At 41.6% G+C, this 22,132-nt stretch carries 21 protein-coding genes; all 21 read left to right on the plus strand.

Annotated elements, in window-relative coordinates:
• A partial coding sequence (locus tag BLW20_RS14940) for a GDCCVxC domain-containing (seleno)protein (RefSeq protein WP_317039281.1) occupies positions 1-174 on the plus strand: 174 nt, incomplete at its 5' end.
• A gap of 197 nt (positions 175-371) precedes the next feature.
• On the plus strand, positions 372-2,375 hold the full coding sequence (gene mobC, locus BLW20_RS08075; RefSeq protein ID WP_091098840.1) for a conjugal transfer protein MobC: 2,004 nt from the start codon (positions 372-374) through the stop codon (positions 2,373-2,375).
• A 103-nt stretch (positions 2,376-2,478) separates the two neighbouring features.
• Entirely contained in the window at positions 2,479-2,637 is a 159-nt protein-coding gene (locus BLW20_RS14685; protein ID WP_177165057.1) for a hypothetical protein, read from the plus strand.
• Positions 2,615-2,902, plus strand: coding sequence for a hypothetical protein (locus BLW20_RS14945; protein WP_317039282.1), 288 nt, complete (start codon positions 2,615-2,617; stop codon positions 2,900-2,902). Before BLW20_RS14685 ends, BLW20_RS14945 begins: the two co-directional genes overlap by 23 nt.
• A 132-nt stretch (positions 2,903-3,034) precedes the next feature.
• Positions 3,035-7,393: a CusA/CzcA family heavy metal efflux RND transporter gene (locus tag BLW20_RS08085; RefSeq protein WP_091098930.1), complete on the plus strand. Its 4,359-nt coding sequence runs from the start codon at positions 3,035-3,037 to the stop codon at positions 7,391-7,393.
• Positions 7,394-7,401: 8 nt separating this feature from the next.
• Positions 7,402-8,673 (plus strand): efflux RND transporter periplasmic adaptor subunit, encoded by a 1,272-nt coding sequence (locus BLW20_RS08090; protein ID WP_091098843.1) that lies wholly within the window; start codon positions 7,402-7,404, stop codon positions 8,671-8,673.
• A gap of 13 nt (positions 8,674-8,686) precedes the next feature.
• A complete protein-coding gene (locus BLW20_RS08095; RefSeq protein WP_013597180.1) occupies positions 8,687-9,109 on the plus strand; it encodes a Fur family transcriptional regulator in 423 nt (140 codons plus the stop codon).
• A gap of 47 nt (positions 9,110-9,156) precedes the next feature.
• Positions 9,157-9,861, plus strand: a complete 705-nt coding sequence (locus tag BLW20_RS08100; RefSeq protein ID WP_003010388.1) for a transglutaminase-like domain-containing protein — start codon at positions 9,157-9,159, stop codon at positions 9,859-9,861.
• A 22-nt stretch (positions 9,862-9,883) separates the two neighbouring features.
• A complete protein-coding gene (locus BLW20_RS08105; RefSeq protein WP_091098847.1) occupies positions 9,884-11,938 on the plus strand; it encodes a heavy metal translocating P-type ATPase in 2,055 nt (684 codons plus the stop codon).
• A 70-nt stretch (positions 11,939-12,008) separates the two neighbouring features.
• Complete coding sequence (locus tag BLW20_RS08110; RefSeq protein WP_068599326.1) at positions 12,009-12,572, plus strand: helix-turn-helix domain-containing protein; 564 nt, start codon at positions 12,009-12,011, stop codon at positions 12,570-12,572.
• Positions 12,573-12,660: 88 nt separating this feature from the next.
• Positions 12,661-15,078: a heavy metal translocating P-type ATPase gene (locus BLW20_RS08115; protein ID WP_091098850.1), complete on the plus strand. Its 2,418-nt coding sequence runs from the start codon at positions 12,661-12,663 to the stop codon at positions 15,076-15,078.
• A 99-nt stretch (positions 15,079-15,177) separates the two neighbouring features.
• Complete coding sequence (locus tag BLW20_RS08120; protein ID WP_091098853.1) at positions 15,178-15,399, plus strand: heavy-metal-associated domain-containing protein; 222 nt, start codon at positions 15,178-15,180, stop codon at positions 15,397-15,399.
• 263 nt (positions 15,400-15,662) lie between these two features.
• On the plus strand, positions 15,663-15,842 hold the full coding sequence (locus BLW20_RS08125) for a hypothetical protein (protein WP_034735070.1): 180 nt from the start codon (positions 15,663-15,665) through the stop codon (positions 15,840-15,842).
• A 268-nt stretch (positions 15,843-16,110) separates the two neighbouring features.
• The gene (locus tag BLW20_RS08130) at positions 16,111-16,986 is read left to right on the plus strand and encodes a DUF3347 domain-containing protein (protein ID WP_034735069.1); all 876 of its coding nucleotides are present in this window, start codon (positions 16,111-16,113) and stop codon (positions 16,984-16,986) included.
• 14 nt (positions 16,987-17,000) lie between these two features.
• A complete protein-coding gene (locus BLW20_RS08135) occupies positions 17,001-17,306 on the plus strand; it encodes a phosphoribosylpyrophosphate synthetase (protein ID WP_072885940.1) in 306 nt (101 codons plus the stop codon).
• A gap of 18 nt (positions 17,307-17,324) precedes the next feature.
• Positions 17,325-17,855: an AAA family ATPase gene (locus tag BLW20_RS08140; protein WP_091098856.1), complete on the plus strand. Its 531-nt coding sequence runs from the start codon at positions 17,325-17,327 to the stop codon at positions 17,853-17,855.
• A 14-nt stretch (positions 17,856-17,869) separates the two neighbouring features.
• Positions 17,870-19,990 carry a heavy metal translocating P-type ATPase gene (locus tag BLW20_RS08145; protein ID WP_091098859.1) on the plus strand — a complete coding sequence of 707 codons (2,121 nt, stop codon included), beginning with the start codon at positions 17,870-17,872 and terminating at the stop codon, positions 19,988-19,990.
• Positions 19,991-19,996: 6 nt separating this feature from the next.
• Positions 19,997-20,662, plus strand: coding sequence for a DUF3347 domain-containing protein (locus BLW20_RS08150; protein ID WP_002993266.1), 666 nt, complete (start codon positions 19,997-19,999; stop codon positions 20,660-20,662).
• A 10-nt stretch (positions 20,663-20,672) separates the two neighbouring features.
• Positions 20,673-21,197 (plus strand): DUF305 domain-containing protein, encoded by a 525-nt coding sequence (locus BLW20_RS08155; RefSeq protein ID WP_084018986.1) that lies wholly within the window; start codon positions 20,673-20,675, stop codon positions 21,195-21,197.
• A 26-nt stretch (positions 21,198-21,223) separates the two neighbouring features.
• On the plus strand, positions 21,224-21,640 hold the full coding sequence (locus tag BLW20_RS08160; RefSeq protein WP_078797523.1) for a hypothetical protein: 417 nt from the start codon (positions 21,224-21,226) through the stop codon (positions 21,638-21,640).
• 32 nt (positions 21,641-21,672) lie between these two features.
• Positions 21,673-22,128: a heme-binding domain-containing protein gene (locus BLW20_RS08165; RefSeq protein WP_072885944.1), complete on the plus strand. Its 456-nt coding sequence runs from the start codon at positions 21,673-21,675 to the stop codon at positions 22,126-22,128.
• Positions 22,129-22,132 lie beyond the last annotated feature (4 nt).

A 22,132-nucleotide genomic window follows, 5' to 3' on the forward strand; every position in this document is an offset into this window, starting at 1 on the left:
CCCAACTGCGGACACAAGAAAGAAGAAACAATGCCGACAGACGCTTGTCAATATTTTTACGAATGTGAAAAATGCAAACAAGTTCTAAAACCAAAACAAGGCGACTGCTGTGTTTATTGTAGTTACGGAAGTGTTGCTTGTCCACCAATTCAGCAGGACAAAAAATGTTGCTGACGGACAGAAAACAGAAGAGCAACTAAAAGTATTTTTTATTTGGATGCTTCATAAATGTTACGATACAAAAGGATCATAGAAGCTACAACTCTTATCACTTCGCCAAACACTGCCACGCACCGCCATTGACTGCCACATTCTTATAGCCGCTGTGTAGAGCCTTTAAATTCACGCCCGAACATTAAAACTAAAAAAGAATGCAGGGAGAAGACGATTTAAGAGGTTTAGCCAAAATAATGGCTTTTATGCGGGCAGTCAGTATTCTTTTGGTGCTGATGCACCTTTATTGGTTCTGCTACGGGTTCTTTTTAGAACGTGGTTGGACGTTGGAAATAATCAACAAGATATTAGGCAATTTCGACCGGACGGCGGGCTTGTTTTCACATACCCTTTATACCAAGGCGTTCGCTTTGGTTTTGCTTGCTTTGAGTTGTTTGGGAACGAAAGGCGTAAAGAATGAGAAGATAACCTGGGCTAAAATCTACGTGGCTTTGGGCGTTGGTTTTGTGCTGTTCTTTCTGAACACGCCGTTGTTAAAGCTATCTCCGGTAATAGGCACATTTCTGTATATCCTTACTATCTCGTTAGGTTATATCGCTTTGCTGATGGCTGGCGTGTGGATGAGCCGTTTGCTTCGTACTAATCTGATGGACGATGTTTTCAACAACGAGAACGAGAGCTTTCAGCAGGAAACAAAGCTGATGGAAAACGAGTATTCTGTCAATCTTCCTACCAAATTTTACTACAAAGGCAAATGGAACAACGGTTGGATAAACATTGTAAATCCTTTCAGAGCATCAATCGTGTTGGGTACTCCGGGTTCAGGAAAATCGTATGCCATCGTAAACAATTACATCAAGCAACAGATTGAGAAAGGCTTTAGTATGTACATTTACGATTTTAAGTTTGACGACCTTTCTACCATTGCCTACAATCATTTATTGAAGCATCGGGATAAGTACAAAGTTCAACCCAAATTCTATGTCATCAACTTTGATGACCCACGCAAGAGCCACCGTTGTAACCCGTTAAATCCCGATTTTATGACGGACATTTCTGATGCTTACGAAGCGGCTTATACCATAATGCTGAACCTCAATCGAAGTTGGATACAGAAGCAAGGAGATTTTTTCGTGGAAAGCCCAATTATCCTATTGGCTGCCATTATTTGGTATCTGAAAATCTATGAGAACGGTAAGTATTGTACATTCCCACACGCCATTGAATTGCTGAATAAAAAGTATTCGGACGTATTTACCATTCTGACCTCATATTCCGATTTGGAAAACTATCTTTCTCCGTTTATGGATGCCTGGCAAGGTGGCGCACAAGACCAATTGCAGGGGCAGATTGCATCGGCAAAAATTCCTTTGTCAAGAATGATTAGCCCGCAATTGTATTGGGTAATGACCGGGGATGATTTTACGCTTGACATCAACAATCCGAAAGAACCTAAAATTTTGTGTGTAGGTAACAATCCCGACCGTCAAAATATCTACTCCGCAGCTTTGGGATTGTACAATTCGAGAATTGTTAAGCTCATCAACAAAAAAGGGCAATTAAAGAGTTCAGTAATCATAGATGAGTTGCCCACAATTTATTTTAGGGGACTGGACAATCTCATCGCAACTGCGAGAAGTAATAAGGTAGCTGTGTGTTTGGGCTTTCAGGATTTTTCGCAGTTAATACGGGATTACGGAGATAAAGAGGCAAAAGTTATCCAAAATACCGTAGGTAATGTATTCAGTGGGCAGGTTGTGGGCGAAACCGCAAAGAGCTTGTCAGAACGGTTCGGAAAAGTATTGCAGAAACGTCAGAGTATGACCATCAACCGAAATGATAAATCAACTTCGATTTCTACGCAATTAGACAGCCTTATTCCTGCTTCTAAAATTTCAACTTTGACACAGGGTATGTTTGTTGGTGCTATATCCGACAACTTTGACGAGCGTATCGAGCAAAAGATATTTCACGCAGAAATAGTGGTCGATAATGATAAAGTTTCCGCAGAAACCAAAGCGTATCAGAAGATACCGCAGATTTTATCTTTTGCTGATAAAAACGGCAACGATAATATGAAGCAAGAGATTGAAAGCAACTACCGCCAGATAAAATCCGACATTGTACACATTGTTGAAAGTGAAATAGAGCGTATCAAGAACGACCCGAACTTACAGCATTTGATACAGCAAGAACAATAAACGCATTAAATAAAGGACTAAGAATGTTGGTGGTGCTTCTTCTTGAATTTAGATGGAGTGTCGCCAACATTTTTTTGAACAGTTTATAAAACAAATATTCGGAATGAAAAATGATGATTATAAAATAGTAATTTTTCAAAACAATGCAATGCCATTGCATTACTTTTTTACTAACTTTGCAAAAGAATATGAAAGTCTTTTACTCCATATTGGCAATTTATATGATGACGGTATTTTTAATGCCGTGTACCGATATGTATGAAAAGGACAACTTTCAAAACCATAACCATTCGGAAGAATTAACCCATCAAGGAAGCCACGACCATCAGGAAACAACTGATATGTGCAGTCCATTTTGTTTATGCGGTTGTTGTGGAATAGTTTCAGGTATAGTGCTTCAATGGAATGTATACAGCTTAGTTAAGGCGAAGACTTTTGACCTTTCTAAGCCTAAAGTTTATTATAAATGTACCTTTATATCCCACTATCTGGGGGGAATTTGGCAACCGCCAAAGATTAATGCATAATTTTTAATGTTTTAATGATTATAGCTTTTTGCGTACAGCAACAAGCTGAATGTTTTGGGTCATACTTCGTATTTCTCGTATTCATAATCATTGCAATTTATCATTAATTATTCATCATTAATCACAATAGAAGTGTTAAATAGTATTATAAAATTCTCTATAAAGAATAAGTTCATTATAGGATTGATGACCTTGTTTCTCATCATTTGGGGGGTATGGAGTGCCAAGCAAATCCCCATTGATGCCCAACCTGACATTACAAACAATCAGGTTCAGATTATTACCCTGTCGCCTACATTGGCAGGACAAGAAGTAGAACAATTAGTAACATTTCCCGTAGAGCAAAGTATCGTTAATCTTCCAAAAGTAGAAGAGATAAGAAGTGTTTCAAGATTTGGATTATCTGTTGTAACCGTTGTCTTTCAAGATAATGTCGATATTTATTTTGCACGACAGTTAGTAAGCCAACAGCTGAAAGAAGCACAAGACCAGATACCTGACGGGATTGGAACACCTGAACTTGCTCCTGTCAGTACAGGTCTTGGCGAAGTGTACCAATATATTCTTCATCCCAAAGAAGGCAGTGAAGACAAATATTCCGCAATGGATTTGCGGACAATGCAGGACTGGATTGTTGCCAGACAACTTTACGGTACTCCGGGAATTGCAGAAGTCAATAGTTTCGGTGGTTTGCTTAAACAGTACGAAGTTTCTATCGACCCAAACCGCATCAAGGCAATGGACGTTAGTATTTCCGATATTTTTACCGCCCTCGAAAACAACAACCAAAATACCGGAGGTGCATATATCGATAAGAAGCCCAATGCTTACTTTATTCGCGGGATTGGTCTGGTTACTTCATTGGAAGATGTAGGAAATATCGTCGTTAAAAATACAGGTAGCGTTCCGGTATTTATCAAAGATGTGGCAGAAGTACAATTTGGTCACGCAACCCGGTACGGAGCATTGACCTATAATGGCGAAGTAGATGCTGTGGGTGGGATTGTAATGATGTTGAAGGGAGAAAACACCTCTGAAGTTGTAAAAAGTATCAAAGAAAAAATACCGGTTATCCAACAATCTCTACCCGAAGACGTGGTCATAGAACCATTTTTAGACAGAATGGATTTGGTTGATAGAGCGATAAGTACGGTTCAAAAGAACCTCATTGAGGGCGCACTGATTGTTATTTTTGTATTAATTCTATTCCTGGGGAATTTCAGAGCAGGACTGATTGTAGCCTCAGCCATACCGCTATCTATGCTTTTTGCGTTGGGAATGATGCGGCTGTTTGGTGTAAGTGCCAACCTGATGAGTATGGGGGCTATTGATTTCGGATTGGTAATAGATGGTTCCCTGATTGTTGTTGAAGCGACAATGCATCATTTGGGCTTGCGGAAATCCACACAAAGACTTACGCAGGCAGAAATGGATGAAGAGGTATATGAATCTGCACGGAAAATTCGTACGAGTGCCGCATTTGGCGAAGTTATCATCCTCATTGTCTATATCCCTATCCTTACTTTGGTGGGTATAGAGGGTAAAATGTTTACGCCAATGGCACAGACTGTAAGTTTCGCCATTTTGGGAGCTTTGATTTTGTCCTTTACCTATATCCCGATGATGAGTGCCTTGTGTCTGTCTAAAAAACCGATTACCAAAAGGAATTTTTCAGACAAAATGATGGACTATCTTCAAGGGGTTTATAAGCCTTTGTTAGAAAAAGCCATTCGGATAAAATATGTGATTATTGCGGTTGCCGTTGGGCTGTTTACCATAAGTATATTTCTATTTTCACGGATGGGCGGAGAGTTCCTGCCAAAATTGGGCGAGGGCGATTTTGCTTTCCACTGTATCCTGCCACAAGGAACATCGCTTAGCCAAAGTCTGGAAACCTCTATGCAGGCATCAAGGATAATCAAGGAATTTGACGAAGTGAGAATGGTCGTAGGCAAGACTGGTGCTGCCGAAGTACCGACAGACCCGATGCCTCCCGAAGCCACTGACCTGATGATTATCCTAAAACCGCAGGACGAATGGAAAACAAAAAAATCCTATGACGAGCTTTCCAATGAAATGATGGAGAAACTTAAAGTTATTCCCGGTGTATTCTTTGAAGCCAATCAGCCGATACAGATGCGTTTTAATGAGTTGATGACAGGTATCAGGCAAGATGTAGCCGTTAAGATATTCGGAGAAGACCTCGACAGTTTGTTGGTTTATGCGAATAAAGCGAATGCTATTATTCAAACAGTAGAAGGTGCGACCGCTCCGCAGGTAGAGCGGGTAGCAGGTCTTCCCCAAATCAATATCGAATACGACCGTACCCGAATAGCCAACTATGGCTTGAATGTACAGGAGATAAATGATATTGTCAGCACTGCGTTCGCAGGTAAATCAGCAGGTGTTATTTATGAAAACGAACGAAGATTTGATTTGGTGGTAAGGCTTGATGAAGAACACCGCAGTTCCATTGAGGATGTGAGCAATTTGTTTATTCCACTTCCAAACGGAGAGCAGGTTCCACTTTCGCAGGTTGCCAACATTGACTATAAATTAGGTCCTGCACAAATCAGTCGTGAAGGAGGAAAACGAAGGATATATATCGGATTTAATGTACAAGGGCGGGATGTAGCAAGTGTTGTAGAAGAAATTCAGGATAAGTTGGCTGAACAGGTTAAGCTACCGACAGGATATTATTTTACCTATGGCGGTCAGTTTGAGAACCTCCAAAAAGCTACTGACAGATTACTGATTGCAGTACCTATCGCCCTGCTTTTGATTTTTATCCTGCTATACTTCACGTTCCATTCGTTCAAGGAAGCCGTTTTGGTCTATACGGCTATCCCGATGAGTGCCATTGGAGGCGTATTTGCCCTTTTATTGCGGGATATGCCATTCAGCATATCGGCAGGTGTCGGATTTATTGCTCTGTTCGGTGTTGCTGTTCTGAACGGGATTGTACTGATTGCCACGTTCAATAGACTGGAGAAAGAGGGTTGGAACGAGATTGTTCCGAGAATTATCGAGGGAGCTAAAACAAGGCTTAGGCCTGTATTGATGACAGCATCAGTGGCAAGTTTAGGCTTTTTACCAATGGCATTAAGTACAAGTGCAGGTGCAGAAGTACAAAAACCGTTGGCAACGGTGGTTATCGGCGGATTGATTTCAGCAACGGCATTGACGTTGTTCGTACTGCCTTTACTGTACCTCGTATTTATGAGAAATCATAAGCCTACGAAAAATAATAAAATGAAAGCCATAACACCTGTATTGTTGCTGTTTGTGTTCTTAGGTTTTTCTCAAAACAGTAATGCACAAAATCCGGTAAATGTAGATAGAGCTATTGAGATAGCTATGGAAAATAACCCTCAGCTCCGTTCCAAAAATTTGGATATTCAATCTGCCCAAAGCCTAAGCAAGACAGCATTTGAACTGCCGAAGACCAATGCAAATTTCCAATATGGGAATAACGAGGGCTTTGAGTACAATGACGGTTTCCAAATTTCGCAGACCATACCCTTTCCAACACTTTTTGGGGTAAAGAAGAACCTTGTCAAAGAGCAGGTCAAAGGTCAGCAGTGGGCGAAGGCACTTACAGAAAATGAACTGAAAAAGCAGGTAAGAACCTATTATTATCAGTTGGAATATTTGGAGCATAACGCTTCGGTTTTAAAGTATCTTGATAGTATTTATTCAGACTTTATCCGTGTGGCGGAACTGCGGTATAAAACGGGAGATATAGGTAAATTAGACGTTAATACAGCAACCACCAAGAAAGGGGAAATAAGTCTTTTGTATCAACAAAACGAGGTTTTAAGACAGAACGCCTATCAGAACCTTAAAAACTTGATGCAGACACAGGAAGACTTCACAATTGAACCCCAACCGGATTATACGCCATTGCTGTTAAGCTCTTTCATTGACAGTTCGGCTGTTGCAAATCATCCGAGCATTCAGCTATTGTACCAAGAGGCGAAAATCGCCGAACAGAACAAAAAATTGGAACGGGCAAATAGCCTGCCTGATTTTACGTTCGGTTATAATAACATATCGCTGATAGGAATGCACAGTAAAAATGGTGTAGAGCAATTTTATGGCAGAGGACAACGGTTTAGTTTTGTTGATGTAGGTATTACAATCCCAATTTTTACCACCACCAAAGCAAAAATTCGCTCGCTTGATTACAAGAAACAATCATTGGAATTAAATGCGCAATGGCAGGAACAACAGCTTAAAACGGAATTGGCAAACGCCTTGAAACAATACGAACAGAATGTAGCGCAGTTTACCTATTTCAAGGAGCAGGCACTTCCCAATGCTGATGAGATTATCAATGCTGCAAAGCTGGGCTACAGTACCGGAGATATTTCTTATGTGGAGTATCTCTACGCCTTGCAGACCACAGCCGATATTCAGCTTAATTATTTAAAGAGCATACAGCAAATTAATGAGGCTGTAACGCTTATCCATTCATTAATCAGTAAATAATACAATATATGAAACGTACCATAAATAAGATAGTTTTTAGCGTTCTTGTCCTCGTAGCAATCTTTGCTTTCAACGCCTGTACAAATAACCATAAAGAGGGCGACGGGCATAATCACGGAACGGAAGCAGAAACAACAACGGACGAACACGAAGAAGAAGAAGAAAATGTTGCAGTGCTGACCGATGAGCAGATGAAAGCCGTGGGTGTTGAAATCGGTTCAATTGAACAGAAGCAATTATCCGCAACATTGAAAGCCAATGGTGCATTGAGAGTTCCCAACAGCAACAAGGCAAATGCAACTTCAATGTTTGGCGGCGTTATCAAATCCCTCAATGTGGAGATAGGCGATTTCGTGAAGAAAGGTCAGGTCATCGCCACTATTTCCAATCCGCAATTCATACAGTTGCAGGAAGAATACCTAAGCATCAATAGCCGTATAGAATTTGCAGAGCAGGAAGTGGCAAGACAAAGAGAGCTAAACGAGGGAAATGCAGGTGCAAAGAAAAACCTTCAAAGTGCCACTACCGAATTGAACACGTTGAGAACACGAAAAGCATCGTTACAACAACAAATCCAAATGATGGGCATTAATCCGGCTTCCTTGTCAAATTCCAGCCTTAAATCCTCGTTGGTCGTTACAAGTCCGATAAGCGGTACGGTAAGTAACGTTTTCGCCAAAATCGGAAGCTATGTAGATGTGTCTTCGCCTATTGCCGAAATAATAGAAAACACAGCATTGCACTTGGACTTACAAGTTTATGAAAAAGATATTCCCCTAATCAAAATAGGTCAGAAAATAGATTTTGTCGTAACCAACAATCCCAATAAGACCTATTCTGCCGAAGTGTACAGTATTGGTTCATCTTTTAGCGGAGAGAGTAAGACCATTGCCGTTCACAGCAGAATTACAGGCGATAAAACAGGATTGATTGACGGAATGAGCATAACCGGAACTGTCAGTTTAGATAATGTACTAAGTACGGCTGTACCCAATGAAGCGATTGTCAATGCAGACGGAAAGTATTACATCTTTTTGGTCAAGGAGCGGGAAGAAGAAGCTCACGACCATAAAGAGGGCGAAGCTCACGACCATAACCACGGTTCTGAAAAAGGAACTCAATTTGTAAGAATGGAAGTCGTTAAAGGTGCTACGCAATTGGGTTATACGGCAATTACACCTGTAAGTGAAATTCCGCACGGTGCGCATATCGTGGTAAAAGGCGCGTTTTTTGTGAATGCAAAAATGGATGATTCGGGAGAACACGCCCACGCTCACTAAAAAACATTGGATAATGAAAAAAAACATTGAACAGAAGCTGTTGTCAAAGAACACCAATCCGACAAGTATGCGGATATTGGTGTACGACTTCTTGGAGCAACAGCAGACAGCAATGTCCTTATCTGAAATTGAGAGCCATTTTTATAAAGCAGACAGGGTTACGATTTACAGGACTTTGAAAACTTTTGAAGAAAAAGGCATTGTACACAGTATTCAGGAGAACACTACGGTCAAGTATATTCTGTGCCACGATGGGTGTGATGAAAATACACACAAGGATTGGCACTTACATTTCTATTGTAAGATTTGTAAGCAGACAACCTGTAAGGAGGATTTTATAATACCGCAGAATGGAAGTCAGAATTACCGTATCGACGAACTAAAATTATTTGGTAAGGGAATTTGTGAAAACTGTTTAAAGGAGAGTTTGCAATAGCATTGCAGGCTCTCCCTGTGTAACTTTGTTATAAATATAAATGTGTTATGGACACCTATCTTAAAGAAACAAAAATCCTTGACTACTCCAATGCTTCCATACAAAAGCTATTGGAGCAGAGAGGGTGGGAAAACTTGGACACCGTTGCCAAAGTTCAAGCCATTTACAATTTTGTACGGGACGAAATAAAGTTTGGCTATAATGTTTCTGATTATATTTCCGCATCGCAGGTGCTGAATGACGGGTACGGACAATGCAACACAAAAGCCACTTTATTAATGGCTTTGTTAAGAGCAACAGATGTACCTAACCGTATTCACGGCTTTACCATTGACAAGGCATTGCAGAAAGGAGCTATTACAGGTATTTGGTACAGACTATCGCCTAAGAATATCTTGCATAGCTGGGTTGAAGTTTGGGTAAACGAGCAATGGTATTTTTTGGAGGGCGTGATTTTGGATAAACCGTACCTCACTAAATTACAGGAACAGAACAGTGATTGCAAGACCACTTTTTGCGGTTTCGGGGTTTATACCGATAATTTTGAGAACCCGCCGATTGAATGGAACCTCAATAATACATTTATTCAGGATAAAGGCATCAATCGGGACTTTGGCGTTTTTGATACACCCGATGCGTTTTATGCAAAACATCAACAAGAACTGAACGCTTTCAAGAAGTTTATTTTTCAGCATATCGTGAGGCATATAATGAATAATAATGTAGAAAGAATAAGAAATAAAAAAGTGTAACGAACTTAAAAAATTAAAGGCTATGATAAATACAGACAAAAATCACAAGCATACTTACGATGCACAAGGCAAAATGACTTGTTGCACACAGGAAGAAAAAATCTACACCAAAGCAGGTGCTAAGGAATTGGTAAAAGGGCATCACAAAAATGACGGGCATAATCACGACCACAGTGATGATGACGGACACGACCATTCGCATTCAGGAGATACTGACAATGTTTTCAAGATGTTTCTTCCCGCCATTATTTCCCTTGCGCTGTTGCTTGCAGGTATTGCAATGGATAATTGGTTTCCGCAGACGTGGTTTACCGATTGGGTACGGATTATTTGGTACGTGGTGGCTTATGCTCCTGTTGGACTGCCCGTACTCAAAGAAGCCGTTGAGAGTATTCGCAAAGGCGAGATTTTCTCGGAGTTCTTTTTGATGGGCATTGCAACTATCGGGGCATTTGCCATTGGCGAATATCCCGAGGGCGTTGCGGTAATGTTGTTCTATGCCGTTGGCGAAGTTTTTCAGACAATGGCTGTTTCGAGGGCAAAATCAAACATCAAATCTTTGCTTGACCAAAGACCCGATGAAGTAACCGTTTTAAAAAACAATGAACCGCAAACCGTAAAGGCAGAAACTGTTGCCGTTGGCGAAATTATACAGCTTAAACCGGGAGAAAAATTAGGCTTAGACGGAGAACTGTTGTCCGAAACGGCATCTTTCAATACATCGGCTTTAACAGGCGAAAGCAAACCAGATACAAAAAACAAAGGCGAAACCGTTTTGGCAGGGATGATTAATCTCAACACCGTATCGCAGGTAAAAGTTACGACCGCATACACCGACAGTAAGTTGAGCAAGATTTTGGAATTGGTACAAAATGCCACTACACAAAAAGCACCAACGGAATTATTTATCCGGAAATTTGCAAAAATCTATACGCCTATTGTAGTGCTGTTAGCCATAGCTATTTGCCTACTGCCTTATTTCTTTGTAGAAAATTATGAGTTTAGAGATTGGCTGTACAGGGCTTTGGTATTTCTGGTTATTTCTTGTCCTTGTGCGTTGGTTATTTCCATTCCGTTAGGTTATTTCGGTGGTATTGGTGCTGCAAGCAAAAACGGAATACTGTTTAAAGGAGGCAATTTTTTAGATGCACTTGCCAATATCCAAAACGTGGTAATGGACAAGACAGGTACAATGACAGAGGGTGTTTTTAAAGTGCAAGAAGTTGTTTTTGATGCAGCATTTAATCAGGCTGAAACTCTGCAAATGGTCAACGCTTTGGAAAGCCACAGCACGCACCCCGTAGCAACTGCCATTCAAGAATATGTTGGTGCTGTAAACCATAATATCCCATTGCAAAATGTAGAAGAAATAGCAGGACACGGATTAAAAGCCAGTGTAAACGGAAAAGAACTCTTGGTAGGAAATTTTAAGCTGATGAATAAATTTTCTATCGCTTACGGCATTGACCCGAATAGTATTGTTTACACCGTAATTGCAGTGGCTTATGATAAAAAATTTGTAGGCTATATCACTATTGCAGACACCATAAAAGAAGATGCCCAAATTACGATTGAAAAACTAAAATCACTCAATGTAAAAACTACAATGTTGAGTGGCGATAAAGCTACGGTAGTAAAATTTGTTGCAGAAAAATTGGGTATCAATAATGCGTTTGGCGATTTATTACCCGAAGACAAAGTAAACAAAGTCAAAGAGATAAAAGCCAAAAATGAAAGCGTTGCCTTTGTCGGGGACGGTGTGAATGATGCACCTGTTGTAGCATTAAGTGATGTGGGTATTGCAATGGGTGGTTTGGGAAGCGATGCTACTATTGAAACCGCCGATGTAGTAATACAAGACGATAAGCCGAGTAAAATACCAATGGCAATCAATATCGGTAAACAGACAAAGAAAATAGTTTGGCAAAATATCGCTTTAGCATTTGGAGTGAAAGCCATTGTATTGATACTTGGTGCAGGTGGATTAGCCACAATGTGGGAAGCCGTATTTGCTGATGTAGGTGTGGCATTATTGGCTATATTGAATGCAGTAAGAATACAACGAATGAAGTTTTAAACAACGTTCAGTTCAACTTAAATCGTAACTTTGTGCATTAGTTTGATATGAATATAAATGTGAGTAAGGAATGAATATACTCTTTATAAAAAATATGGTTTGCAACCGCTGTATTATGGTGGTACAAAATGAATTGGACAAGTTGGGTTTAAACGTAAAGAACATAAAACTTGGAGAAGTAGTACTTAGCAAAGAACCTACAGCCGAAGAAAAAAATAAATTGGATAAAGCCTTAGTTTTATTAGGGTTTGAACTCATTGATGATAAGAAAAGTAGAATTATCGAAAAAATAAAGAATATAATTATTGAGTTGGTTCATCATCAAAACAACGATGCCAAAACCAATCTTTCAGATGTGTTAAGCAGTCAATTACACCACGATTATAATTATTTATCCAACCTGTTTTCGGAGATAGAGGGTACTACCATTGAAAAATACTTTATAGCCCAAAAAATAGAAAAGGTAAAAGAGCTATTGGTATATGATGAACTGTCTTTGAGTGAAATTGCTTTTCGTCTGAACTATTCGAGTGTAGCTTATTTAAGCAACCAATTCAAAAAAGTAACAGGACTGACACCGAGCTATTTCAAGCAAATACGGGATGATAAAAGAAAACCTTTGGATAAGGTCTAAGTAAATCTTACAAATCCATTCCATAATTCCACAATAATTCCCATCCATATTATCGCCAATTTTGTATTGTTAATTAAAGCAAGCGAAAATGGCAACAAATAAAAATAAAGAAATCATCTATCTTCCGTTGGAAGATGTAGAAAGCGAGCATTGTGCATTAATCGTTGAAAAAGGATTGGCACAGGTAAAAGGCATAGAAACCCACAAAGTAGAACTGAATAACCGCAGGGCAGCCATTACAGTAAATAATACAGTAGTTGTAGGCGAAGCGGTAAAAGTAATTAAAGATTTGGGTTATGGCGTTTCTACTGTAAAAAACACCTTTCCTGTTTTGGGTATGACCTGTGCTTCTTGTGCGGGCAGTGCTGAAAGCATCGTTAAATACGAACCAGGTGTAGTAAACGCTTCTGTAAACTTTGCCACGGGAAATCTTACCGTTGAGTATCTTCCCAATATGACCGATGCTGCCAAACTGAAAAAAGCAGTTCAGTCCATCGGTTACGATTTGTTGATTGAAGATGAAACCAATCAGCAGGAAACATTAGAAGCCATCCACACTCAAAAATTTCAAAAACTAAAAACTAAAACCATTTGGGCGGTTATACTTTCTCTTCCGGTAGTAGTGATAGGTATGTTTTTTATGGATATGCCTTATGCCAACGAAATTATGTGGTCATTTTCTACACCTGTTGTATTGTGGTTGGGCAGGGATTTTTTTATCAATGCATGGAAGCAGACAAAACACCGTTCAGCCAATATGGATACATTGGTAGCATTGAGTACAGGTATCGCCTATCTGTTCAGTGTATTCAATATGTTGTTTGCCGACTTTTGGCATCAAAGAGGATTACACGCCCACGTATATTTTGAAGCAGCGGCGGTTATTATTGCATTCATCCTGTTAGGGAAACTGTTGGAAGAAAAAGCCAAAGGCAATACCTCTTCAGCTATTAAAAAGTTAATGGGGTTGCAGCCGAAAACTGTCATCGTGATACAAGCGGATGGAACAGAAAAACAGACCGCTATTGAAGAAGTAAATGCAGACGATGTTATTCTTGTAAAGCCGGGCGAAAAAATTGCGGTGGACGGTATGGTAACTTCGGGTAGTTCCTACGTTGATGAAAGTATGTTGAGCGGAGAACCTGTACCTGTATTGAAAAACGAAAACGAAAAAGTATTTGCAGGAACTATTAACCAAAAAGGAAGTTTCCAGTTTAAAGCGGTTAAAGTAGGAAAAGAAACAATGCTTGCCCATATCATCAAAATGGTGCAGGACGCACAAGGAAGCAAAGCACCTGTACAGAAATTGGTAGATAAGATTGCTGGTATCTTTGTTCCGGTTGTGATAGGGATTGCCATTCTCACATTTATCCTATGGTTTGTTTTAGGAGGCGATAACGGAATTGTTCAGGGGCTATTGGCAGCCGTTACGGTATTGGTTATTGCCTGTCCTTGTGCTTTGGGATTGGCTACACCTACGGCTATAATGGTTGGCGTTGGCAAAGGTGCTGAAAAAGGTATTTTGATAAAAGATGCCGAAAGTTTGGAATTAGCGAAAAAAGTTGATGCCATTATTTTAGATAAAACAGGAACAATTACAGAGGGAAAACCAGAGGTAACAGGCGTTCAATGGCTGAATAATGATGATGCGACCAAAGACATTTTATTAAGCATTGAAAAGCAATCCGAACACCCATTGGCAGAAGCGGTGGTAAAACACTTGGATGGAGCAACAACCACAACTTTAACACAATTTGACAGTATCACAGGTAAAGGAGCAAAAGCCAATCATAATAACGAAACCTATTTTGTAGGCAATAAAAAACTATTGAGAGAAAACAACATCAGTATTGCGGAACAATTACAAAATCAAACTGATGAATGGGGCAAACAATCGAAAACTGTTATTTGGTTTGCCGACAGCAAACAGGCTCTTGCTGTAATCGCTATCGCCGATAAGATTAAGGAAACATCGGTGCAGGCTATCCGGGAAATGCAGGAAATGGGCATTGACCTGTATATGCTGACCGGAGATAATGAAGCTACCGCTAAAGCCATTGCGGAGCAGACAGGCATCAAGCATTACAAAGCCGAAGTTTTGCCACAGCATAAAGCCGACTTTGTGAAAGAACTGCAAAGTAAAGGAAAGGTAGTGGCAATGGTGGGCGATGGTATCAACGACAGCACCGCATTGGCAACAGCCGATGTAAGTATCGCAATGGGCAAAGGCAGCGACATCGCAATGGACGTAGCCAAGATGACCATCATTTCGTCCGACCTGACCAAGATACCGCAGGCAATACGCTTGTCCAAACAGACCGTAGCCACCATCAAGCAAAACCTGTTCTGGGCGTTTATCTACAACGTAATCGGCATTCCGGTAGCGGCAGGCATCCTTTACCCTGTTAACGGCTTCCTGCTCAACCCGATGATTGCGGGTGCGGCAATGGCATTGAGCAGCGTGAGCGTGGTCAGTAACAGCCTGCGGTTGAAGTGGAAGAAATAAAACAGTAAATCTCACAAATCAAACAAGAAATTACACAACAATACTGAACTGAATAGTACGGAAATTTGCATTATCAGATAACTCTAAAATTTATTAACAATGGAAAATAAACAATTTCAATTCAAGACGAACATCAATTGCGGCGGTTGTATCGCATCTGTAAAACCGCACTTGGACAAGGCAGAGGGTATCTGCCATTGGGAAGTGGACACGGCCAACAAGGACAAGGTACTTACAGTGAAGTCCGAGGGCATTACCGAGCAGGAAGTAATATCGACCGTGCAAAAGGCAGGCTTCAAAATAGAACCTTTGGGCGCCTAAGCCAGCAGCTTTTTGAAATGCCCTTTTTCCGACCGAATTTCCATGAGGTTGGGTTGCTGAAAAAGGGCATTTTATCAATTCTGAAAAAAGGCGATAGGTTATTGCGTATATGGCATTTTTTTGTCCATATAGCAAAAAAAAACGTAAAACGATATAAAAAACCAATCTAATTTGTAACTTTGTTGCGTTGAAAAATTATAGAATACATATAGGCATTTTGACATTGTTCTGTTTGGTTTTCTTTATGATGCCAAGTCAGAGCTATGCCTGTTCCAAAAATTCAACAAAGACCGAGCAGTCTTTCTGCTCAAAGGAGAAATCCAAAAAATCAGAACATAAAAAAGGTTGCAAGAGCAAATCCTGTAAAAAATGCAAAAGTGACAAATGCGGGGGCGGTTGTTCCCACAGCTCTTGCAGGTGCGGTGCTTCAACCACTTCCCTAAATGTCCCAACCGTAATCGAATTAAAGGCAAAAAATCACTTAGCAGCAGCTAAAAAGCAAAAATTCGGTTTCAAAGAAGCCTACTATTCTTCGGGCTTTTTCTCCATTTGGCTACCGCCTAAAATAAGCTAAAACTATGGCCTGATAGCCATAGGTATGTCCTGTCAGAAGCTGTTCCGGCTTTTGCAAATCCCCTATTTGTATCATTTATTTAAAATTTAAAACAGAAATGGGTTTATCAATCCCCCGTTTCTCAAAATGTAATTATTATGAAATCATTATCAAAAATAGTGATGGTAATCGCCGTATTACTATCATCAATAAACGGCTTCGCACAAATCAAGAATGCGAAAACAGAAACCGTAAAGATTTACGGCAATTGTGGTATATGCAAAACCACCATCGAAAAGGCAGGTAACGTAAAAAAGGTAGCCAGTGTGGACTGGAACAAAGATACCAAGATGGCTACGCTCACCTATGACGGCGACAAAACAAATCAGGATGAAATCCTGAAACGTATCGCTTTGGCTGGTTATGACAGTGAGAAGTTCCGTGCGCCGGATGACGTATATGCTAAACTGGCTGGTTGCTGCCAGTATGATAGACCAGTGAAGACGGTTGCCAAAAACAAGGAGGCGGGAATGGACATGAATGCCGGACATGGCAATCACGACCATAGTCAAATGGCAGCTAACAAAGATGCAGCCCAAAACCAATCACAGCTAAAGGCTGTATTTGACAACTACTTTTCAGTGAAAGATGCTTTGATAAAAACCGATGCGGCGACCGCATCTGCCAAAGCCGCTGAATTGGCTGCATCCCTTAAAGCAGTCGATATGAATAAGCTATCGGCAGAGGAACATACGGCTTGGATGAAAGTGATGCAGGACTTGACGGCCAATGCGGAAAGCATTTCAAAATCAAAAGATGTTGCAAAACAAAGAAGTGCTTTTGCGGCACTTTCGGGAAGCATCTACACACTGGCCAAAGTGTCTAAACAGGATACTCCCGTTTATTACCAGCACTGCCCTATGTACAACGGAGGTAAGGGAGCCAATTGGCTAAGTAAAGAGAATGCTGTTAAAAACCCATATTACGGCTCACAGATGCTTACCTGCGGCAGTACGGTCGAAACCATTAAATAACAGGTCTGAAAGCTATGGTACAGTACAATGACATGGTGCAGGCGCTTAAAGACCTAAGACAGCGTGGATACAGTATGGACTTTAGTCTGTTGCCGGACTGCCTGTTCTGTGCGTCAAGGAGCCTGAAACTAAAACCGGAGGATTTTACGGTTACGGAAACCCATAGGTTTGAAAGCCTCGACAGCAGTCCTGATAACAATGCCGTGATTTATGCCATATCGTCCAATGATGGTAAGAATAAAGGCGTACTTGTTGATGCCTATGGTGCTTATGCCGAAGAAATGACCCATGAGATGGCAAAAAAATTAAGTGCAACATAACTTTTAAAACCCCTTGTTATGAAGAACAGGACAAATTGGTATGTCATTACGGGAGGCCCATCAACAGGTAAAACTACGGTTGTGAACCTCTTGGCTGAAAAAGGATATAATACAGCCATAGAACATGCCCGGCATTACATAGAAACGATGAGCATCGGCGGAAAGACCGTAGCGGAAATCAGGGAAAATAAGCTGGAATTTCAACAAGGCGTACTGAAAATGCAGATTGAACAGGAAGCAAAGCTCGACCCGGAGGAAGCGGTATTTTTGGATAGGGCTATACCCGATGCCCTTGCCTACTATCGTTTTTTAAGGCTTGAACCGGATGCCCTGCTGAATGCTGCTTTAGCGCATGTTGATTATAAGAAAGTATTTATACTTGACAGGCTCCCGCTTGTAAAGGATTATGCGAGAACCGAAAATGAAAGTGAACAACGCCATATACATTCTCTTATAATCGAAGTTTATAAATCCCTGTCTTTTCCGATTGTACACGTGCCTGTGCTGCCACCGGAAGAAAGGGTTCAGTTCATTCTTAACAATCTATAATATTTAATGCGATTATGAATAAATACACGTGTCCTATGCACCCACAGGTGCTAAAAGACGAACCGGGAAAATGCCCGCTCTGTGGCATGGCATTGGTTCCCGTTGGCGGTGCGTCAGCTTCTCATGAACACACATCAGGACATGGGCATTCCGGGCATTCTCAACATGGCCATGCTGACGAAAACTTTAATAAACATGAGGGGCATCATACAGGCGATTTCCTCACACGTTTTTGGATAAGCCTTGTCATTACAATCCCTATCCTGCTCCTGTCACACATGATACAGCAATGGTTGGGTTTCTCCCTTGCTTTCAATGGCGATAAATATGTGCTGCTGGCATTGGGTACGGTGATTTATTGCTATGGAGGCTTACCGTTCCTAAAGGGAATGATTGGCGAGGTGAAAGCCAAAGCCATAGGGATGATGACACTTGTTGCCATTGCCATATCCGTAGCCTATGTTTATTCCGTAGCCGTTGTATTTGGCTTGCAGGGTATGGACTTCTTTTGGGAACTGGCAACCCTAATTGACATCATGCTGTTAGGGCATTGGCTGGAAATGCGTTCCCAAATGGCTGCTTCACGGGCATTACAGTCATTGGTGGCTTTGCTGCCCAACGATGTTACCGTGGAACGTGGCGGAGAAGCTGTAAAGATAAAGCTCGAAGACCTGCAAAGCGGTGAAACGGCTATCATAAAACCGGGAGAAAAAATTCCAGCCGATGGATTGGTACTGGAGGGGCTTTCGTATATCAACGAGAGTATGCTTACCGGGGAAAGTGTTCCCGTAAAAAAGGAAAAGGACGGAAAGGTCATCGCAGGCTCTATCAATGGCGATGGTGCGCTGAAAGTTAAGGTAACAGCCGTGGGAAAAGACAGCTACCTGAACAGGGTTATCAATCTTGTGCAGGAAGCGCAGGCTACTAAGTCTAATACACAGAACCTTGCGGACAAAGTTGCCAAATGGCTCACCTTTATTGCCATTGCCGTGGGCATAGGCACATTTGCCTATTGGTATGCAAGCAGTGGAGATATTGCCTTTGCGCTTGAAAGAATGGTGACGGTAATGGTAACGGCCTGCCCGCACGCATTGGGCGTGGCTATCCCGTTGGTGGTCGCCATTTCCACAACGCTTTCGGCGACCAATGGCCTGCTCATCCGCAACCGTACGGCATTTGAAACCACCCGAAAACTTTCCACCGTCATTTTTGATAAGACCGGAACGCTCACCAAAGGTTCCCATGCCGTAGAAAAGGTTATACCGTTAACAGACGAATATAATGCCGATGAGGTTATCCAGTATGCTGCCGCAGTACAGCAAAATTCGGAACACCATATCGCCAAAGGCATTATGGCTACATTGAAAGAAAAGAGCCTTGCCTTATGGAAGTCTGAAAACTTCAGCTATATGCAGGGCATAGGTGTTAAAGGTGTTGTGAACGGGAAAAATGTCGTAGCTGGCGGCCCGAATTATTTCACCGAAAACCACCTTTCCCTGCCGGAAATACCAAGCGAAATCAATCAGGAAGCCGAAACGGTCAACTTTGTCCTCATTGATGACCGGGTAATCGGCATCATTACTTTGGCAGACAGCATCCGTGAGGGTTCGGCACAGGCGATTGAGGAACTCAAAAAAATGGGCATCAAGTCCTTTCTGCTCACCGGGGACAACGACAGGATTGCTGCTGCCGTAGCCGGAAAATTGGGTATGGACGGGTATTTGGCTAATGTGCTTCCGCACAACAAGCAGGAGAAAGTAAAGGAGTTTCAGGCAAAAGGCGAAATCGTAGCAATGACTGGTGATGGTGTAAATGATGCACCTGCACTGGCACAGGCAGATGTGGGCATTGCCGTGGGTTCCGGTACGGACGTGGCTGCCGAAACAGCGGATATCATATTGGTAGACAGCGACCCGAGGGATGTGGTCAAACTGATTGACTTCGGCAAACTTACCTACAAAAAGATGGTACAGAACCTGATATGGGCGGTTGGCTACAACGTGGTGGCAATACCGCTTGCGGCAGGCGTACTCTATCCGAATTTTGTTTTAAGTCCCGCTATGGGTGCTGTGCTGATGAGTGTAAGCACCATTGTAGTGGCTATTAACGCAAGTTTTTTAAAAATCAAAAAATAAATAAAAATGAAAAATCTAACATTATCAATCATTGCTGTTATCATGGCATTTGTAACAGTATCATGCAATCAGGCATCCAACAAAAACGAGCAGTCTTCAAGTGATACTGCTGTTGTATCACAAGAACAGTCAGCTTCCCAACCAAAAGAGGATGATACGGTAGCTGCGCCCGTTGTGAGTGAAACTCCGAGCGGTCAGGAAGCAAAAGCAACAGGAAAAGAAGAAGCAAAAAACTTTTCTATTGCGCCCATAGTTACCGATTATCTGTCCTTAAAGAACGCCCTTGTTTCGGACGATGACAAAGCTGCCGCCAGTTCAGGGAAAAAGCTGTTAGCTACCCTGAATAAAGTGGACATGAAAGCCGTTCCTGCCGATAAGCACAAAAAGTACATGGACATAGCGGACGATGCTAAAGAACACGCAGAACATATCGGGGAAAATGTCGGCAACATCCACCACCAGCGGGAACATTTGGCCTCGCTTGGCGAAGATTTGAAAGACCTGATTGATTTGTTCGGTACATCGCAAACATTGTATCAGGACCATTGCCCGATGTTCAATGACGGTAAGGGTGCTGTTTGGTTCAGCGAAAACAAGGAAATCAAAAACCCTTACTACGGTTCTAAAATGCTGACCTGCGGTAAGGTGGAAAAAACAATTAACAGCAAATAAATTTCGGGTTATGGAAAATATGCAAAACAATCACAATGCGGGTCATGCCTCGGAGCATGGCACGCACAATCCAAAACATGCTTCGGGCATGTACAAACGCTTTGCGGTGATGGCTGTCGCCATGTTCGCAGTGATGTATTTTATCATGTACGCCATGATTGACGAGTGGCAGAACCTGATACCCAATATCAATAACCTGTACATGACCCTGCTGATGACCTCGGCAATGCTGCTTATCGAATTAGCGATAATGAAAGTGATGTACCCCAACAGGAAGATGAATTGGGCGATAGCCATCATCTCGGTTGCCGTTGGCATCTTTTCATGGTTTGGTATCAGGGAACAAATCAATGTCGGGGACAAGCAGTTTGCAAAGGGTATGATACCCCATCACGCAGCAGCCATATTGATGTCCGAAAAGGCACACCTGACCGACCCGGAACTGATAGAGCTGCAAAAAAACATACTTAAAACCCAAGCGGAAGAAATTGAACTGATGAAGCGCAAGCTAAAAGAGTTTGAAGAAAGTAAATAATAAAATTTAAAAAAACAAGTTTGGACATGAGCAAAATAATAATCGGCTTTATTTCCTTATCAGCCCTGCTATTCACCGCTTGCGGACAGGTAGGGTCAAATAAGGATGAAGCGACACAGCATTCGCAGGCAACTCCGGAAAGCCACGGGCATAGTAACCAAATAGGTGAATTGGTTCCATCGGATGAAGTCTGCATGGTCAACGATGCCTATATGGGCAAAAGGCAGTTTGACGTAAAATTTGATGGTAAAACCTATTACGGATGTTGCGAAATGTGTAAGGAACGTATTCCAAAAGATGCGACCGTGCGGATGGCGATAGACCCCTATTCCCATAAGCAGGTAGACAAAGCTAATGCGGTGATTGCTGTGACAGGAAATAACGGTGAAGTTTCTTATTTTGAAAACAAGGAGAATTATGCCAAGTATGTGAAAAAACAGTAGACACAAAAAGATGAAGCCACAATAAAATAATTATGACCATAAAGAAGAAAATCATATTGGGGCTGGCTGTCGTCCTGATTGCCATACAGTTCTTTCAGCCCTTACGGAACCAGGCGGTTGAAGTGCCAGCCACCCATATCGAAAGGGTGTACACCGTACCCCAAAATGTAAAGGCTATCCTTGTTCAGTCCTGTTATGACTGCCATAGCAACAATACCCATTATCCGTGGTACAGCCGTATCCAGCCCGGCGCATGGTACATGGCAGAGCATATAAAAAAGGGGAAAGAGGAACTCAACTTTAGCGAATTTGGCGACTATTCTGTCCGCAGGCAGCGAAACAAGTTCAGGGCTATGGCCGGGCAGGTTAAGGACGGGGAAATGCCGTTGTCATCATACACACTAATTCATCGCAATGCAGTATTGTCACCGGAGGATAAGCAGGTTTTGATAGCGTGGTTTAGCACAATGGAAGACAGCATTAAATAAAATT

Origin of the sequence: Paenimyroides marinum (genome assembly GCF_900108395.1) — a bacterium.
In the GTDB taxonomy this organism is placed as follows: domain Bacteria; phylum Bacteroidota; class Bacteroidia; order Flavobacteriales; family Flavobacteriaceae; genus Flavobacterium; species Flavobacterium marinum.

Excerpts from the sequence above, each read along its gene's own strand:
- mobC (WP_091098840.1), top strand. The coding sequence starts at position 372 with ATGCAGGGAGAAGACGATTTAAGAGGTTTAGCCAAAATAATGGCTTTT.
- BLW20_RS14685 (WP_177165057.1), top strand. The coding sequence starts at position 2,479 with ATGAAAAATGATGATTATAAAATAGTAATTTTTCAAAACAATGCAATG.
- BLW20_RS14945 (WP_317039282.1), top strand. The coding sequence starts at position 2,615 with ATGCCGTGTACCGATATGTATGAAAAGGACAACTTTCAAAACCATAAC.
- BLW20_RS08090 (WP_091098843.1), top strand. The coding sequence starts at position 7,402 with ATGAAACGTACCATAAATAAGATAGTTTTTAGCGTTCTTGTCCTCGTA.
- BLW20_RS08095 (WP_013597180.1), top strand. The coding sequence starts at position 8,687 with ATGAAAAAAAACATTGAACAGAAGCTGTTGTCAAAGAACACCAATCCG.
- BLW20_RS08100 (WP_003010388.1), top strand. The coding sequence starts at position 9,157 with ATGGACACCTATCTTAAAGAAACAAAAATCCTTGACTACTCCAATGCT.
- BLW20_RS08105 (WP_091098847.1), top strand. The coding sequence starts at position 9,884 with ATGATAAATACAGACAAAAATCACAAGCATACTTACGATGCACAAGGC.
- BLW20_RS08110 (WP_068599326.1), top strand. The coding sequence starts at position 12,009 with ATGAATATACTCTTTATAAAAAATATGGTTTGCAACCGCTGTATTATG.
- BLW20_RS08115 (WP_091098850.1), top strand. The coding sequence starts at position 12,661 with ATGGCAACAAATAAAAATAAAGAAATCATCTATCTTCCGTTGGAAGAT.
- BLW20_RS08120 (WP_091098853.1), top strand. The coding sequence starts at position 15,178 with ATGGAAAATAAACAATTTCAATTCAAGACGAACATCAATTGCGGCGGT.
- BLW20_RS08125 (WP_034735070.1), top strand. The coding sequence starts at position 15,663 with ATGCCTGTTCCAAAAATTCAACAAAGACCGAGCAGTCTTTCTGCTCAA.
- BLW20_RS08130 (WP_034735069.1), top strand. The coding sequence starts at position 16,111 with ATGAAATCATTATCAAAAATAGTGATGGTAATCGCCGTATTACTATCA.
- BLW20_RS08135 (WP_072885940.1), top strand. The coding sequence starts at position 17,001 with ATGGTACAGTACAATGACATGGTGCAGGCGCTTAAAGACCTAAGACAG.
- BLW20_RS08140 (WP_091098856.1), top strand. The coding sequence starts at position 17,325 with ATGAAGAACAGGACAAATTGGTATGTCATTACGGGAGGCCCATCAACA.
- BLW20_RS08145 (WP_091098859.1), top strand. The coding sequence starts at position 17,870 with ATGAATAAATACACGTGTCCTATGCACCCACAGGTGCTAAAAGACGAA.
- BLW20_RS08150 (WP_002993266.1), top strand. The coding sequence starts at position 19,997 with ATGAAAAATCTAACATTATCAATCATTGCTGTTATCATGGCATTTGTA.
- BLW20_RS08155 (WP_084018986.1), top strand. The coding sequence starts at position 20,673 with ATGGAAAATATGCAAAACAATCACAATGCGGGTCATGCCTCGGAGCAT.
- BLW20_RS08160 (WP_078797523.1), top strand. The coding sequence starts at position 21,224 with ATGAGCAAAATAATAATCGGCTTTATTTCCTTATCAGCCCTGCTATTC.
- BLW20_RS08165 (WP_072885944.1), top strand. The coding sequence starts at position 21,673 with ATGACCATAAAGAAGAAAATCATATTGGGGCTGGCTGTCGTCCTGATT.